We start from the raw sequence: 17,078 nt of genomic DNA on the forward strand, positions 1-17,078 counted from the left end.
TCACTCCCGATCTGAACTTGAGACGCGCCGCCCATCCGGCATGATGATCTCAAAGGTGATCGCCCGCAGGTCAGCACGCGCGAATACGGTGATGCCCGTGCGTCCCCCGATGCTCTGACGGCTGGCGGAAAAAAGGGGCGATTTCTTGGCTGTGCTTGCCGGAACACCGCCCACAGGCACGTCATCAAGGGCTGCTTCATAGACAAGGTTCTTGCCGTCCGTGATGAACTGCGACTTGGGCCTGTTGGAGCCCAGATCAATGATCGGACCGGGGCGCGGTTCAAACCGCCGTATGATCCGGCCTTCGGAGATGTCCCGCTCGCTGCCGGAGCGGCGGCCAAACCGGCCAATCTCCTCTGTCCGGCCCCGCAAGGCGCGCAGCCGGTCCGGCCCGAAAACACCGCCCTTTTGCGACAGTGGTCTGATTGTGATCCGAACCCTGTATTCCAGCGGCCCGGTGATGGGCGCATTTGTCGTGACCGAATATACCGTCCCACGGCCCGCAATGCTGAAGCTGTCGACATCGCTCAGGCTCGGGGGCGGAATTATGGAGCCCTGCGCAAACCGGGCCATATGCTCGGTCACCCGGCCAAGCGGGTCCGTGAGTCTCAGCGTGATGCTGCCACCGGGCATTGCGGCGGGGCGGCGAATAAAGAGGCGATAGTTGCGCGCCTGACCATCCGGTTCACGCCAGAACCCGGTCTGCGTTGTTTCAGGGGTTTCCGAAACCAGTTCCAATGGCGTCGCGCCCGGCAGTTTCTGGCCCGGAGTGCGCGGGTCGTCAGCAGGTTCCGCCGGGACGGTTAAGAAATGCGGCTGTTCCTGCCCCTCAAAGCGCACATCAACCGAAATCGTATGAGATCCCAGTTCGGTGGCATCAACCGGCGCGGTGGAGGTAAATGAAACCAATATATCGCCAAGGTTCCCGCCGCCGGGCCAGATCAGCACCGGTGGCGTCATCGGCGGTGGGCCAGCAGGCGGGATCACAACCGACACGGCGGGCGATGGTCGGCCGCGGCCCTTGCGCACGCCGCGTTGCGGATCATCCAACCCCCAGGCGATGGCGCGATACCACTGCGGTTTCCACGACCCGGCCGGCGCATCCGTGCCGGTCACATCCGTGATCCATGTTTCCGATCCATTTGTGTCGGACCCGGCCACCCAGTCGGGAGTGCTGCCTGTCAGCGACGCCAGCGGCGGCCCCATACTATCCAGGCGGCGCGCCGCGTCCGCGACACGCGTGCGATAAAGATCAATACGGCCCGGTCGCGCCCCGGACGCGGGGCGGGTTTCAACACGGATGCGCGCAGCAAACCCGCCCGGTCCTTCCACTGGCAGGGCTTCAATGGTGGGGGGCGCGGGCGTTGCGATGCGCGGGGCCACGAAGGGGATCAGCGCCTTGTCCGCATCAGGCCCGCTGGGCCAGGGGCCTTCAATGCCGCCGCTGCTGACGGGGAGGACGACAAACAGGTGAATCGCCTGCGAGCCGCGCGGCAAAGCCACATCCAGATTGGTGCCCGTCAGCAGTTTCTTGTTGACCCGGTTGAAATCCCTGCGGTCCGGCTTGTTTGCAAATGCCCCCTTCAGCGTGGCGAGCCGGTCGCTCAGAGAGACACCGGACAAAGCCTCTGGCAGGTTCCGGCTCGCCAGCATTCTGGTTTCTGTGCTTTGATAGAGGATGTAGCCCTCCGCCCCCGGCACGCTTTGCCATTCGACAATGGCGTGGCATTCGCCCTTGGCATCCGGCAGGCTGGCAAGACGCACGATATCAATGACTTGCGTGGGCCGCGCGCGCGGATCCGACGCATAGGTCAGCTTGCTGCGGGGGCCATAGCCCCCTGCCCGCCCCGGTGCGACTGCCTCGCGCAGACGCGCCTGAAGCGCCAGCCCCACATGCGGTGTTGCAGCGTAGTCCAGCGAAAAGGCAGGGATGGTCACCCGGTAGCGCCGCGCGTGACCCTGCGTGGCAAAACCCGGCGTCGCCACTTCGACACTGCCTTGCGCATCAAGGTTCACCACGCTCGCAACACCGTCCAACCCGGGCACGCCTGGATCAACCAGGGCCCCAGTATCACCCGAAAAGGTGATATGCACATTCTGAACCGCCCCGCCGATGGATTTTTGCAGACCGGCCCCGGGCAAACCGCCCGGCGGTTCGCTATGCCGTGTGGGGGCTGCGAAAAGACGACCGCGAAAGTCAATGCGCGCGACCGATCGCACGCGCCAGTCGACGACGAATTCTACAACAAGATCCGCCGGGCATACCGTGCCGCTGCCGGTATCAATCGGCCTGAGTTCAGCGGATACGATGTTGACCGGGTCAGGCGGCGGCTGTGTGCTGGAAAATGCGCGCGTGGCCCATGGGCTCCAGATCCCAAAGAGATTTTGGGTCGCGATCCCATATTCCGCGCTGACCGCACCGGCGGCATTGGGGATCAAAAACCCGGTATCGGACGCGGATTGGCGCGGGTATTCCGGGTCTTTGCGGTTTTCATTGTTTCCGATTGGCATGTGCCCCTTGCCCGAAGGTCGCCGCTCCATCAGCGGCGTTGCGGGGTCCGTCGTGCCGCTCTCTGCGCGACTGAAGGCAAAACTTGAAACGGGATTCAGGTTATCAAGCGGCAGGCGCTCCCAACTGGCGCGGCTGGTCGCAATCCAGGGTCCATCCGGGACGGCGGGCCGCTGGTGCGACAGGAAATGCACACGCATATCAGCCGCCGTCAGAGGGCGCATCACCCGGCGGGGTCGCGGGATAATCGCAGCCAATTCGCGCGGTTCTCCCTTGCCGTTCAGGTCATTCGCCCACAGACCCGTGATCATGTAGTCGTAATCAGCCATGTCGGAGGAGCCAAGGAAGCTGCGGTCACCAAACACAATCGGGTCAAGATTGACATAGGGAAACCCGGTGCCGAACCCCATCAGCACCGATTGCATCGGATCGGTGCCCACGGCCATCTGCAACAGCTTTATCGGCGATACATTCGCCTCGCCCTTTTCCGCGGGCATGGCCTCACCGCTCAGGTTTTCCGGTGGGTTTATCACATGCGTCTCAAGCACATTCACCTGTTGGTTGGGCGGGGCCTGCAATGCCTTGTGCAGCATCTGCAACAGCGTCTTTTGCGCATCATCAATCATGCCCGCCGGATCCGGCATTTCCCAAACCGGCCCTTTGGCCCCGCTTGGAAAGGTCGGATACCACCCGAACGGGTTCAGGCCGCGCGAAAACCGCTGTTTCGCAGCCTCCATGGCGGACAACTCGGCGCCCACAAGACCCTGTTCCTTGCCATGTGCCTGTCCGCCAAGGTCAGCGAATTTGTCCGGGTCCACCGGCAGGCCGACGGTTTCGATCAACTCCCACCCTTCGATCTCATTGGCATGGGATACAGGTTCGCCGATGATGCTGACCTCCTGACCGTCCGCACCGCTGATCAGCAGCGCGGTGATATGCGGGGCGTAGAACTGATAGCGCCGCTGGCCATTTGCGGGGATGTTCAGGCTCTCAAAGCCGAGAATGTTTTCAAAGCCGACACCATTTGCGAGCGGCGCGATGTTGACCGTCAGGGGGGGGCCGTTGCTCTTGATCGTGACGTTGACCGACATCATCGGCTCAAAGAACTGATGCACCGTGCCCAGCGGCGGCAAGTCCAGTTTTTGCGCCATTGCCGCAACCGGTTTGGACAACAGCGGAAAGGCGATCCGCCGCCAAACCTTGAACGGCTCGGAAGGCAGGCCAACAGATGGGTTGAGCTGCCAGCGCAGAAAGACCGAAAAGACGTGATTGCCAAAATCATTGAGGTCGATGCCCTGCGTTTCGCGCCGGGCCGTTCCGCGCAAGGCGTCCGCCCCGGCGGCGGTATCCCCTGTGGGACCAAATGGCGCCGTCACAACATCATTCTCATCAGCAAAGGGTCGCAAAACAGAGCTTGCCGTGATCATCGCGCCCTGACCGCGGAACCAATATGGGAAAAATGTCCGTTTCACCGCCATCCCCTACTCTTCTTCCCAGGGCGCGCGGGCCAGGTCCGTTGCAATGATCTCGATCTCGACGTTCCCCGAAAACCCTTCATCAAGATAGGGTTCGTCAAAGGCCTTGCGGATCATATCCATGCGCAGGCTCTTGCCACGCGACCCGGCCTTGAGCGTGACAAGCGCGCGCTGTGCCCCCGGCGCAAACAATATCTTGTCCACGATGTCATCCGATGCCGCATTTTCGGCGATGGATAACCACGGCGCAGGTTCAAGACGCCAGCGGGTGGCCGCAATGCCGTCGGGGTCCTCTTCGGTGACTTCCTGCGGGATCGGACGCATCCGGTGCATCGGCTCGCTGGCATCCAGCAGCAAGGCGGCTGGCTGCGGATCGGCGGCCGGGTTCGCCTGCTCCCAAAAGACGATGACACGGGCCGCACCGGGCACGTCCATCGGTTCGAGACCCGCACCGATCAGTTCCTCATCCAGTTCCGGCCCCATGGTGCTCAGAAGTTCCTGACCGGCGAGGATGCTGTCCAGCCTGCGCCCGGCAAAACGCGGATCATTCCCGATCGCCTGCAACGCGCCGCTTTGCACAAAGCGATGCTCGTAAAGGGTGGCCTGAAAATCACTGGCAAAGTCTTCCATCTGGCCGAACTGACCGGTGGAGAAGTTCAACCGGTAGACCCGATCACCGACCGTTTCGGCATCCGCGCCGATGTCGACCGCCTCGATATCAATGACATAGTCGGTATAGGGATCAAGCGGGATCGGCAGGGTCAGCATCGAATGACGCACCCGGTTTTCGTCAATGGGCACACAAGGACCGCTCTCGCCAAGCACGTCTTCGACCACCGCTTCAAACGGGGAAAGCACATGGGCTTTGACGTATTCCAGCGTGCCTGCATCAATAGGAACGGGATGCGGCGCGCCCGGTTCATCGACCTGCCGGAACGACGCGGCCTTGAGCCTGACGCGCAACTCCTTGCCATAGGCTGCAAAGAGCTGATCGACCGAATTCGTCGCAAAGACAAAGCGCGGCGCATCAAGGCCGAAGACATGTGCCTCCCCCTCCGTTGGCAAGGTGCACAGGATCCACGGATCAAGGCGCTTCGGGGCCGCGCGGTCTGTTTTGAACCAGAAGGTTGCTTCCTGATCCGCACCGTCGCTCTCATCGCCTTCTTCATCAAGGATGCGCACATCGGCGCGACATGTGACACGGTAAAGCGCGTCCGGGAACAGCAATGCAACATCCGCGCTCGCGCCGCTGACCAGGTCTTCGATCACCTGACGGTCTTTTTCGATCTCCGTGTTGTCGTAGGCCTCGCGTCGTGCTTCGCTGAGGCGGGTCAGTTCAATCGCGCCCACATAATAGGGCCGTCCCTCTTGCTCAAAACGCTGCGCCTGTTTTTCGTCAAGATAAAGCACACCGATCCTGAAGCGTTCCGTGCCCTCGGGCGGCGAAAGCTCCACACAAACGGGCTGGCGCGGGCTGAGGCGCATCTGTCCATAAAGCACCGTGTGATAGAGATCCTCAAACCACGGACCATTCATATCCATCCAGTTCGCAGGCAGGCTGGTGACAGTCAGCAAATCCGACACCCGCACCGGGCGCATCCCCAGAATATCCCCATCCGCATCAAGGAAGTGGATCATCAGACCCCGCCCGGTGCCTTGCTGATCATCATTCAGAAGACCACGATTGACCCACATCAGCACATGACCCGACAGGATGGCGCCGCTGTCCACTTCGATCACGTCGGACAGGGGGCCGTGTTTGAGGCCAAGGGCCGCAAGCTGATCTGCGATCTCGTCCGAACGGCTGCGATCTCCGAAAACGACCGGCGCGCCCGTGTCCCAAAGCGGCGAGGCCAGCACGCGGCCCGGACACTTGGGTTCATCGACCTGTCCACCCCCCGGCACCGTTGTGCCATGCGGGCCCGCAGCACTCGCCCCAGCCAGCACGCCCAGCAGGGCGCTGCGCTGGATTTCAACGCCACGCGTGACCCGGCGGATGGCTTCGCCAAGCTCCAGATGCTCCGCCGAAAGCTCATCGACCGGGCTGATCGTACCAAAAGATCCGGCGATCGCGCGGTTGACCTTTTCGCGCTCCGCCGTGCGTTTCAGCTTGGTGTTCAACGTTGCCTTGGCCGTCATCTTGTCACCAAGACTCTTGTTCAACGTACCTGCCCCCAAGGACATGTTCCGCGTCAGCGTCCGCATCTTCAACGCGGAGATGCCGGTTTCATCTATCTTGTTGAGCGTGCCCGTCAGATCGCGCCCTGAGGTGACAATCGCACCCGTCAGATCACCGCCCCTGATGCCTGTCGTCAGGCGGCCAGTTTCAAAGCCGCCGCGATTTAGGTTTCCGTCGCGGTCCTCGGGCGCGCAATCAACCAAGCCCCCTTCGACGACCGCGGGGACGATGCCGCGCATCTGATCGAGCGCGAAATCACCCGAACGCCATGTTTCATGCACATGCAGTTCAACGTCCGGATCACGCGAGCGCTTGGCATCAACAGGATCGGGCCATGCGGTGCCTTTAAGATCCCAACCTGTGGCCGAGGGGCCGAGACGTTCGTCCGAAAAGGTCCACAGAACCGGAGCCGCAGGGGCTGCGGGCTCACATACCTTGCCCCATCTTTCGCGGATCGTTTCCTCAAGAATTTCCGTGCGTTCCAGCGCTTTGGGTGCCGGGTTCGGCACCCAGTTCAGCAAGGACAGATGCGTGGTCAGGTTTTCACCATCGGGCGGTTCAAGCGTCCACCATGTTGACGGCGTATTTCCGGCCATGACCGCATCGGTCTCCCCGACCCGTTCCAGCGTGACCTCGGTCATTGTAAAGCGGTAGGCGAAATCACCCCGCGCGATAAAACCACCCGCGGGGGCGCCGGTGTTGCCACCCGGCGTTTCACCCAGCGGAGTGATGCCCCCGTCCAATGCGGGCATCGCAAGGCTGATCACCGGGATCGCATCAATCGGCACGACGGGGATGTCCGCATCCGCAGGGGCGCTGGTGCCGCGCGGCATGTCTCCGATTTTGCTGTCGATGCCACGATCCACCCCGGTGCCTTCGGCAAGTGCGGGCGTGCGGCTGACCAAGACGGCCCCCGCATAAAGATCGGGGGGCGGGGGCAGTATCTTGGAGTCTTCGCCGATGTGGAAATCGACGCAGCCCTTGATGGAAAAGAAGAAGAGGTCCAGCTCACCGCAAACCTCACCATCAATGCGGCTGACCTGCGTGCCATCCGCCCGCTCCCCGACCTGCGCAGACAGAGCCGCAGAGGCCGACAGGCTGATGATGAACAGCTTCAACTCGCCCCGGATATAGAGTAGCCCGCCCACGTAAAATGGCTGGAACCCGATGATCGCGTTAAAGCCCGCCGTCACCTTGAGGTAGAGGTTGATCGAGGTGTTCCCCCAGATGATCGACACCTCAAGCCCGGCGGCGATCCCAAAGCCATTGACCTGGCTGAGCGCGGGCAGATTGTTGCCCGGCGGCTGATAGCTGGGGATACCATGCCCGGAGAACATCACATAACCGGAGCCGTCAAAGGCCCCGAGGATGGACGCACGGATCGGACCCGGCAACGGGTTGTCCTGCAAGTCCTTGCCCGCAAAACTGCCGAGATACACGTGCCAGAATTTGCCATCCCTGAGGTTGAAGAACGCCTCAATCGGGATTTTGATTTCCACCAGCGGGTCGATGGTGAAGTCAATGGAAATGCCGATGGTCAGCGTCCCGCGCCCGAAATCCAGATCAATGACACAGAGGAACGTGCCTTCGGCGGTCTTGTCCTTGAGCGCTGGCAGCACCGCCAGCAGATTGGCCTTGACCACCAGCAGGACACGCGGCCCGGGCAATTCCAGCAGGAACATGCCCTTGACGTTAAAGATGATCGGACTGCCCATCGTGCCCAGCGTGATCCCCACCCCAAAGGCCCAACTGTCGAGGTTGGTTTTCCAGGCCCGTAAATTCGTAGGATCCCCATTGGCGCGGTTTTTCAGCCATTCCAGCGCCGGGGTGAGCGAGGTGATCCCGTCTTCGTCACGCGCGTAATGCATCGCAAAAAGACCGACAAAACCGTAAATGCCAAAGCCCGATTGCGCCAGCGGGATGGCGACAGGCAGTTCGACCTCAAGCGCGATGGCCACACCTGTTGCCGGGCCGCCCGCAGATTCCGGGATCTGCGCAATCGCGATTTGCGCCGCAATCCGCATCTTGACGGGGATCAGGCGGACATCAATGCCGCCCTTGATCTCGGTGCCGGCATCCCCGTTGTTGAACTCCAGATAGCCCGATCCCTCCAGCACACCCGGCACTTTCAACCCCGCGCCAAAGGCGGTCAGTTCCGGCGGTCCCAGCGGATCAATCGGCATGCGCACCCGCGCGCGATCCACCGACACCACGCCCAGATCAATGGCAAAGCCGAGGTCAATTTCAAAATTCAGCGGGTTTGTCCGTGCAATCCGCGCGCCCAGCACCTGTAAAATCTGCCCCAGAGGGTCAGCCACGCGGATGGCGCCGGGGCCGGACACATCAATGGAATAGCCTTTGGAACTGTCGAAAACGGGTCTCAGGTCGAACTGACCGCCCCCGCCGGGCGGCACACCAAAGCTCAGCCCAATGGCTTTGTAGCGCACGGCGAGCGGTGTATCGCGCGGGATTTCCAGCAGCGGGTCGCCATCGCCAAACGCGATATTGACGGATACGGCCGTCTCCACATCGAACAGGAAACTCATCAGCCAGCGATCCCCCTGCCGCCGGAACGCGCCTTCCCCGCCGAACAGGATCACCCGTTCGATGTTGAAAAACCCCGCCTGTGCCAGCCCCGTTGCAACACCCACCGCGGCAGCCGACGCCACAAGAGGTGCGATGCTGCCATCCGAGCCCTGCGCTGGCGTGCTCTCCGCCAGCAAGGGCGTGAAAATCGTGGTCATGCCCAGCAGATCGCGCCCGAAGTTCTTGGGCTTCAGGGTTTGCCCCGGCAGTTGCCCGGTCATCAAAAGCCCGTCTTTATCCGCCGGGTCCGCGCCGATATAAAGCTTGACCTCATCGGTCTGGCTTGCCGGGTCGGTCTGGTAGAGAAACAGGAAATCGGTAATACCGTCCGCCGGATTATTTCCAATCCCGCGAATATCATCCGGCAGTTCGGTCGCCCCGCCGTTTTGCAGCGTGCTTTCCAGACCGGTCTGGAAATCAATCTTGCCCGAAAGCTCAAGTGCGACGAACTGGTTGCGGATTATGCGCACTTTCAGACGCGCCGAATGGAACCAATCCGGGGTGGCGGGATCATTGGGCGGTGTATCGGGCACCACGGGGGGCGGCAATGGCTCGGGCGCTGCCGGCCTGCGCACGGTGCCGGTGATGACCTCACCCGGCAGGTTGACCGAAAAGCCGCTGATAGTCGCTTTCCAGTATTGCGATCTATTGGTCGGACCTTGGGTTTTCCAGACGCTGTCGCGCCAACTGGCGGTGAAGGTCTCGCCCGAGGGTGCGTTGGCGCCGGTGAAACTGGGTGGAAAACGATCCTCGATCAAGGCGCGCATCCCTTCTGCACGCCGTTGGCTCAGCTTCCAGTTATACTGCGCCTTGGAATCGTCCCCGTCCCAACTGGCCGTGCCGGTGATGGTGACATCCTTGGGATTGATGCGCGACAGAATATCCGCGTAGGCGACATCAAAGGCCCGCGCCCCCGGTTGCCAATCTGATGTTTTGCTCGCGGTCAGTGCTTCCTTGTCACGGATATGCCCCGGCACGCGCGCATAATCGGTGTAATCCACCTTGGGTGGCGTATCAAAACGGAAAAACCCGACGAGCGATGTCACCGCATCGTCCGGCGTGCGCGCCTCGATCGCGCGGGACTGACCGCCCGTCACTTCGATATCCACCGTCACGCCGACCGTGGGCGGGCCGCCGTCAATGCGCCACTCGGTTGCGGGTGGCACGCTGAACCCCGCCAGACTGACCCTGACGCCGCCCGTCTCGCGGTTGTCGCTGAGCAAGGCCAGCGGCGGTGCATCCAGCGACTGCGCGCCGCGCGTGATGGATGTGGTTTCCAGAATGGCGGCGAGCGGAGCGCCCGGCGGCGGCGCGATCGCGGGCGGCGCGCGCCGTCCCACCGAAACGGTCAGGGTTGCTTGTTTGGGCTGCGCGCTTGCATCACTCGCTGTAATCGTGATCGTTCGGGTGCCGGTTGCGGGCGCTGTCACGTCATGCACGATGCCCGCCTGCGCCCCACTGCCCTGATCCACGGTGACGCTGTAAGGCGCGCGCCCCCCGCGCACATCCACCGCCAGCCGCGTGGTTTCCGGCAGGGCCGCAGTTGCATTGCCCGGGCTGGTGCGCGTGATACCGATCCCGCGCCCGTCACTGGCAAAGAAATTCGCACCGATCACCAGATCGCCGCCGCCCTGATTGATGACAGCAACATCAAAATCGCCCGTGACCCCGTTGGAGCCACCCAATCCGATCAACAGGTTTTCAACACCTGCGTTGACGGCGAAATCCTCCGCCCCGTTAGGGGCAAAGAAAATCCGTATTTCCGGGAGGTAAAGCCCGGTCCAGGCTTCATCAAAACCGAATTGCGACAGGACTTCGGGCGGTGTGTAGCCATCCGACAGGTCCAGATAGGCAGAGCGAAAGCCAAACCCCACCACGCGGCCTGACCCGATAAAGGCGTGATGCGGCTCCATGGTGACAAGCTCGGCTGCCGAAAGCGCGCCCGGATCATCAAGGCCAGAGGCCCCCAGCGACAAAAGGCAGACCTGCACCTGCGCGTTCGTATCGGTCCCTTGGGTCAGCCGCAGCTTGACCTTGGGCAGATGAAACACGACGTCGCGGCGCGACGGATGTGGCACCAGCAAGCCATCCGCGCGCATCTCGGCAGGCTCCAGGAACGGCGGGCGCATTTCTATGCCCGACAGGACCAGATCCAGCGTGAACCCGGTGTTTGGATAATCCGACGGCGGCGGATCAATCGGGGGCGCGTCAAGCGCGTCCAGCACATCGCGCACCGCTTGAAACGCAGCATCCCCACCGGCAACCCCCGCAACACCGTCGGCGATAATGGCGCCCGACACACGCGGGACGGTCATGCTGAACTCGACCTTTGTGTCGGTTACGTCCAGCCACGGTTCTGAGCGGTCGGGCTGGTTTCTGGGATGTCCTTCCGAATTTGCCGCCGCCCCGCTGAGCGTGCCTGTGCTGGGATCAAAAGTGGGCAGGTCCACATCCCCCGAAAAACGCCCGATGCCACGGATGACCATGCCACCGGGGCCGGTCGCGGTCTCGTAGCTTTCAACGTAAATGACGGAGAGAACAGCGTGCCAAGGGGTTGCTTCGCCGCGCAGAATATAGGGGCGAAAAAGATCAACCAAGGATAGATCAAAAGGCATCAGTCAAACACCCTTGCAAATCGTGCGAATTGTAAAACAGCGCTGTAAAATGGCAGTAATCTAAAAGTTAATACAACCATAACTAGTGCCTTGAGTCAAACCAGGCTGCGTGGGAACATGCCTCTGGTGCCCTGCGTGGCGCATCAAGCGCTTGGGGAAACGGGTCTGATACGATTGCGAAACGCGACTGCAACGCGGAGAAAATATGATGATTAGTGGTTTTAAAACGTGTACTTAACGAAAGACTGGTCTGTTTGGGGCACGCTTTGCCTCGCGTACATCAGCCTGCAGTCATGCCGCATCACACGCCACCGATCAGAGGCGCAGATCATCGCCCCTTCAACCTCCAGAGTGGCGCTGCCCGAGTGTATCCGCAGCCTAAAGCAGCGCCTCGACCTCTGCGCGGCTTGGCATCGCAGGTGCGGTGCCGGGCCGTGTCACGGATATGCCCGCAGTGGCGCATCCATACTGCACCGCACGTTCGACGGGCATGCCTTCGCTGAGGGCCGCCGCGAAGGCGCCGTTGAAGGCGTCCCCCGCACCGGTTGTTTCCACGACCGGGCCGGCATTCACGGCCGGGACCAGACCGTGGCCTGCAAGATAGGCACCCTGTTCGCCCATGGTGATGATGGGACGGCCGACCCCCATCTCTGACAGGGCCTCACAAGCTTTCTGTGCGCTGCCTGCATCGGTAACGGCAACGCCGGTCAGGGCCTCGGTTTCAGTTTCATTGGGTGTGACGTAGTCGCACAGCGCCAACATGCCGGGCGGCAAAGGGGCGGCGGGTGCGGGGTTCAGGACTGTCGTGACGCTGGCCTGTCGCGCGATTTCAAGCGCTTTGACGGCGGCGTCCATCGGTTGTTCAAGCTGGGTGACGAAGACATCCGCGCCCTTGATCAGCGCCGCCTGTGCCTGCACGTCCTGCGGACTGATAAAGGCCGCAGCACCGGGCGCGATAATGATCGCATTGTCGCCCGTGCTCTCTTCGATAAAGATATGTGCGGCACCGGTGTAGCTGTCTGCCATCTGGACCGCATGCGGGGTGACACCAGCTGTGCGCCAGGTCTCAAGCGCCAACCGGCCGAAGTCATCTTGCCCGAGCCGCGAAATCAGATGTGTTTCAGCCCCCAGCCGCGCAGATGCCACGGCCTGATTGGACCCTTTGCCGCCTGGACCAAGGGCAAAGGATTTGCCCATGATCGTCTCGCCCATCCTTGGCATACGGTCCGCCCGATAGGCCGTATCAGCCACGAATACGCCCAGAATAACGACCCGGCCCATCTATGACGCATCCGGTGGCACAACGCCCTTGCGAAAGGCAAAGCAGCCGTAAAACCGCCGCTCACCGGTCTGGATCACCGCATAGGCTTTTTTGGATCGGTCGTAAAACGCAAACCGTTCGATGCTCATCATTGTCAGCCCGCCAGCGGCAGAGACCTCTTGCTGAACCTCCTGCATGACGGGCAGGATCGTGTCTGGCTCATCCACAACCTCCATTCGGGCGGCGGCATCATCGACGAATGTATCAATCGGATAGACGGACAGCACCGCGCGCACCACCTCGGCAGCGGGTCTGTCAATGCGCAGGATTTCACCCAGCACAGTATCCCGCGCGACACTGTCAGAGGGAAAATTGGTATCCGCAATGATCAGATCATCGCCATGACCCATTGCGCGCAGGGCAAAGAGCACCTCCGCATTCAAGATGGGGTCAATTCCTTTCAACATGGATCACGTCCTTTCCTGTTCATCGCTTTACTCCGGTTGGCGCCGCCACAGCGATGCCTGCCTGACTGCGCACAGCACGACCTGATCACACCATCCGTTGGCCGGTTTGCGCATCGAAACAATGCAGCCGGTCCGGATCTGGCATCAGGTGAATGGTGCTGCCCGGCGCAAAGGCGTGGCGTTCACGAAACACCGCTGTGACGTCCTGACCTGCGTAGCGCAAGAACACCATGGTTTCCGACCCGGTCGGCTCGACCACTTTGACCTCCATGGGCAGACCGTCATCCGACAGGATCAGATGTTCGGGCCGCACCCCAAGGTTGACCTTGCCAGACCCCGACGGCCCCGCGAACGAATGATCCCCGATGCGAATCTGCCCGCCCACAAGTTCGGCAGACAGCAGGTTCATCGACGGCGCACCGATAAAAGTTGCCACGAATTCATTGGCCGGGTTGTCATAAAGTTCAAGCGGGGTGCCGAGCTGTTCGATCACCCCGCCCTGCATGACAACGATACGGTCGGAAAGGGTCATCGCCTCGATCTGATCATGGGTGACAAACACAGTGGTTGTCTTGAGCCGTTGGTGCAGTTCCTTGATTTCCGTACGCATCTGGATGCGCAATTTGGCGTCAAGGTTCGACAAGGGTTCATCGAACAGGAACACCTGCGGATCGCGCACGATGGCGCGCCCCATCGCCACTCTCTGACGTTGCCCACCGGACAGATGCCTTGGCTTGCGGTCCAGATAATCGGTGAGGCTGAGGATCTCTGCCGCCTCTTTGACGCGGCGGTCAATCTCGGCGCGGTCGGTCTTGGCGACCTTGAGCGCAAAGCCCATGTTCTCGGCCACGGATTTATGCGGATAAAGCGCATAGGTCTGGAACACCATGGCAATGTCGCGCTGCGCGGGGGGCAGGTTATTCACCACACGGTCCCCGATGGAAATCGTCCCGCCGTTGATTGGCTCAAGCCCCGCGATCATGCGCAAAAGCGTCGATTTCCCGCAACCTGACGGACCAACCAGTGCTACAAACTCACCATCCGCAATATCGACATTCAGGTCACGAATGACCTCAACAGACCCGTATGATTTGCGAATATCCGCGATCCTGACGTCAGCCATGCCGTTTCCACTCCCCCTGAATTAACGCGATGCTAAACAATGAAAAATTCACTGTCCACGGGGTCACACAGCTTTTGTTGACTAAACGTATTTCTCGACCATACTCGCGCGTTGATGGGGGAGCTTACGGTATCGGTCAATCAGATAAACCTGATGGCTGGCTTATCTGCCGCCTGCCCGTTCCAGCAGATCTGACTTACTTCCAGGGAGGACACAAATGAAGGTCGAACTTTACAACTACATCCGCGCGGCGCAAAAACTGAATCGCCGCCAGATGCTCAAGGGCACCGCCGCCGTTGGCGCCATGGCCATGATGCCAAAAGGGGCCGCAATGGCGGACGGGCACGGCAATGTGCGTGCCGATATCCTGAAAATCCCCGGCGTGGGCATGGGAACGCCGACGGACAGCGACTATCAGAAGGTCGGCGCGATGTGCATGGAAGGCACCAAGGCGAATGTGGCCGAAGGGGAATTCGAAGGGGTTGAGCTGACCTTCATGGGACTGAACAACCAGAACCAGCACAACTTCATCTTCCGTGGTTTCCTGCGCGCGTGGGAGGATTACACCGGGGCCAAGATCAACTGGATCGACCTCGCACAGGCCGATTACAACGCCCGCCTGCAACAGTCGATTGCGACAGGGACGGTGGATTTCGACATCATCGAAATGGGTGCCCCGTTTGAAGGCGACGTGTTGGGCAAGGGCCTCGCCTCGGAGATGCCGGACTGGGTCAAAGAGCAGATCGACATGGACGACTATGTGGATTACCTCAAAGCGCCGGTCGGCACATGGGATGGCAAGACATATCGCGTCTCGATTGATGGCGACACACATACATTCGCCTATCGCAAGGACTATTTCGGCGCGGATTCCATCACCGGTCGTGATGTGCCAACGACATGGCCAGAGGTCAATCAGATCACCAAAGACCTCATCGGCAAGGAAGATCCGCTGACCGGTCTGCCCGCGCATGGCTATCTGGACCCGCTCAAGGGCTGGGGCGGTTTCGGGTTCTATTTCCTCGAAAACCGCGCGGCTCCCTATGCCAAACACCCTGATGATCCGGCATGGCTGTTTGATCCCGACACGATGAAACCCCGCGTGAACAATCCGGCCTTCGTGCAGGCGATCCAGGACGTGATGGATCTGATCGAAGCGGGTGCTTACCCCACCGATCAGATCAACGCAGACCCCGGCACAACGGCCTTCCAGCAGTTCCTTGCAGGCACCGGCGGCATGATCAGCTGGTGGGGCGATGTTGGTGCATCCGCACGCACGTCCGACACTTCCGTTGTCGGTGATGTAGTGGGCTTCAGCATCAACCCGGGCAGCGAAAAGGTCTGGAACACCGCCGCAGGGCAATGGGATGAAATGCCCAACGTCGCCCCGAACAACGCCTATATCGGCTGGGGCATCTATGTGATGGCCACCGTAGAGGGCGACGAGAAGAAGAAAAAGGCGGCGTGGTCGGTGGCCGCACATCTGGGCGGCAAAGACATCTCGCTCTGGGCATCTGCTTATCCAACCGGGTTCCAGCCCTATCGCAACTCGCACTTCCAGTATGAAGAGTGGGAAGAGGCAGGCTATGACCGCGCCTTTGTCGAAGACTACCTCGGTTCAAACGCGGACAGCTACAACCATCCGAACGCCGCTGTGGAACCGCGCATTCCCGGTATTTTCCAATACTATTCCGTCGCCGAAGACGAATTGGCCAAGGGCTACGCCGGTCAATACGCCTCAGCACAGGAAACGGCAGACGCCATCGCGGCAGCCTGGGAGAAGATCACCGACCAGATCGGTCGCGAAAGCCAGATCGCGCTTTACAAGGCATCTCTGGGCCTTTCATAGTCCGGTTGAAAAGGGAAGGCGCGGTTTGTTTCCGCGCCTTCTGCCCTGATCAGGCAGCGTAAACACCACGCATGACTTGCAGCGGCGGGTCCGGGTACAACCCGGGCTGCAGCACCTAAGCGCAAAACGTCTCTTGCGCAGCGACTGCGCCACCCATCGAAACCAAACCGTTCCTTGCGCGCCATGGGGTCAACACCTTATCGCGCACGCCGGTTGCATGCCCCGTGCACAGCAAGCGCCGTGGCAAGCAGGCATGAATTGCTCTTGCGCCGCGCGTCAACAGTGCGCGCGGATATCACAGACTTTTGGCGAAACTGTGAATGAAACGTCAACCGAGTTCATTAGTCATTCGCGCGACCACCACATAGGCTTGTGGCACGCAAACGGATCACTTCAGTAAAAGGACTTCACATGACACTCAAGAATATTCGCCGGGGTTTTGCCATTGCCACATTGGCCGCCCTCGTTTCCGTCGGCAGTGCCCACGCGGCTGACGAATTCTTTATCTCCGACACAAACAAGAACATCGCCATCAATGGGTATGATGCCGTCGCCTATCACACGGCCGGAAAGCCGGTAAAAGGTGATGCGAACTTCAAATACGAGCACATGGATGTCGTCTGGAAATTCTCTTCTGCCGAGAACATGGCGGCTTTCCAGGCTGATCCGGCGAAATTTGCCCCTGCCTATGGCGGCTGGTGCACGGTCGGGGCCAGCAAAGGCAAGAAAATCGCCACTAAACCTGAGTTGTTCAAGGTGGTTGACGGTCAACTCTACCTGAATTCCTCCGATGGAGCGCACAACCTGTTCCTCAAGGACGAAGCAGGCACCATCGATACGGCGGACAAGAACTGGACAGAAATCGAAAGCAAGCCCGCATCCTCGCTGTGATAACCAGGGGCTGACAAGACGGGATCTTGTCAGGACATCGAAAGGGCGCGCACCTCTGCGCGCCCTTTCACGCTCTCGGTCATATAAGGTGGTTAGGATGCAGTGCGGACCTCCCTGATCAAA

At 60.8% G+C, this 17,078-nt stretch carries 7 protein-coding genes; 2 read left to right on the forward strand and 5 right to left on the reverse strand.

Going from position 1 to position 17,078, the window contains the following annotated elements; all coding sequences use genetic code 11:
* The 5 genes from RD1_RS17125 to RD1_RS17145 all read right to left on the reverse strand — a co-directional run bounded on the left by RD1_RS17125 (window position 1) and on the right by RD1_RS17145 (window position 14,215).
* Entirely contained in the window at window positions 1–3,987 is a 3,987-nt protein-coding gene (locus tag RD1_RS17125) for a hypothetical protein (RefSeq protein ID WP_011569816.1), read from the reverse strand.
* Window positions 3,988–3,990: 3 nt separating this feature from the next.
* On the reverse strand, window positions 3,991–11,364 hold the full coding sequence (locus RD1_RS17130) for a DUF6603 domain-containing protein (RefSeq protein WP_011569817.1): 7,374 nt from the start codon (window positions 11,362–11,364) through the stop codon (window positions 3,991–3,993).
* Window positions 11,365–11,742: 378 nt separating this feature from the next.
* Complete coding sequence (gene rbsK / locus RD1_RS17135; RefSeq protein ID WP_011569818.1) at window positions 11,743–12,645, reverse strand: ribokinase; 903 nt, start codon at window positions 12,643–12,645, stop codon at window positions 11,743–11,745.
* A complete protein-coding gene (locus RD1_RS17140) occupies window positions 12,646–13,092 on the reverse strand; it encodes an RbsD/FucU family protein (RefSeq protein ID WP_011569819.1) in 447 nt (148 codons plus the stop codon).
* Between the two features lie 85 nt (window positions 13,093–13,177).
* Entirely contained in the window at window positions 13,178–14,215 is a 1,038-nt protein-coding gene (locus tag RD1_RS17145) for an ABC transporter ATP-binding protein (protein ID WP_011569820.1), read from the reverse strand.
* Window positions 14,216–14,432: 217 nt separating this feature from the next.
* On the opposite strand from RD1_RS17145, the gene RD1_RS17150 reads away from it, so the two are divergent.
* The gene (locus RD1_RS17150) at window positions 14,433–16,064 is read left to right on the forward strand and encodes an extracellular solute-binding protein (protein WP_011569821.1); all 1,632 of its coding nucleotides are present in this window, start codon (window positions 14,433–14,435) and stop codon (window positions 16,062–16,064) included.
* Between the two features lie 411 nt (window positions 16,065–16,475).
* Window positions 16,476–16,955: a YHS domain-containing (seleno)protein gene (locus RD1_RS17155; protein ID WP_011569822.1), complete on the forward strand. Its 480-nt coding sequence runs from the start codon at window positions 16,476–16,478 to the stop codon at window positions 16,953–16,955.
* The last annotated feature ends 123 nt before the right edge of the window (window positions 16,956–17,078 follow it).

It is taken from the genome of Roseobacter denitrificans OCh 114 (genome assembly GCF_000014045.1).
In the GTDB taxonomy this organism is placed as follows: Bacteria; Pseudomonadota; Alphaproteobacteria; order Rhodobacterales; family Rhodobacteraceae; genus Roseobacter; species Roseobacter denitrificans.

Coding starts and splice junctions, on each gene's coding strand:
- RD1_RS17150 (WP_011569821.1), top strand. CDS start 14,433: ATGAAGGTCGAACTTTACAACTACATCCGCGCGGCGCAAAAACTGAAT.
- rbsK (WP_011569818.1), bottom strand. CDS start 12,645: ATGGGCCGGGTCGTTATTCTGGGCGTATTCGTGGCTGATACGGCCTAT.
- RD1_RS17155 (WP_011569822.1), top strand. CDS start 16,476: ATGACACTCAAGAATATTCGCCGGGGTTTTGCCATTGCCACATTGGCC.
- RD1_RS17125 (WP_011569816.1), bottom strand. CDS start 3,987: ATGGCGGTGAAACGGACATTTTTCCCATATTGGTTCCGCGGTCAGGGC.
- RD1_RS17130 (WP_011569817.1), bottom strand. CDS start 11,364: ATGCCTTTTGATCTATCCTTGGTTGATCTTTTTCGCCCCTATATTCTG.
- RD1_RS17140 (WP_011569819.1), bottom strand. CDS start 13,092: ATGTTGAAAGGAATTGACCCCATCTTGAATGCGGAGGTGCTCTTTGCC.
- RD1_RS17145 (WP_011569820.1), bottom strand. CDS start 14,215: ATGGCTGACGTCAGGATCGCGGATATTCGCAAATCATACGGGTCTGTT.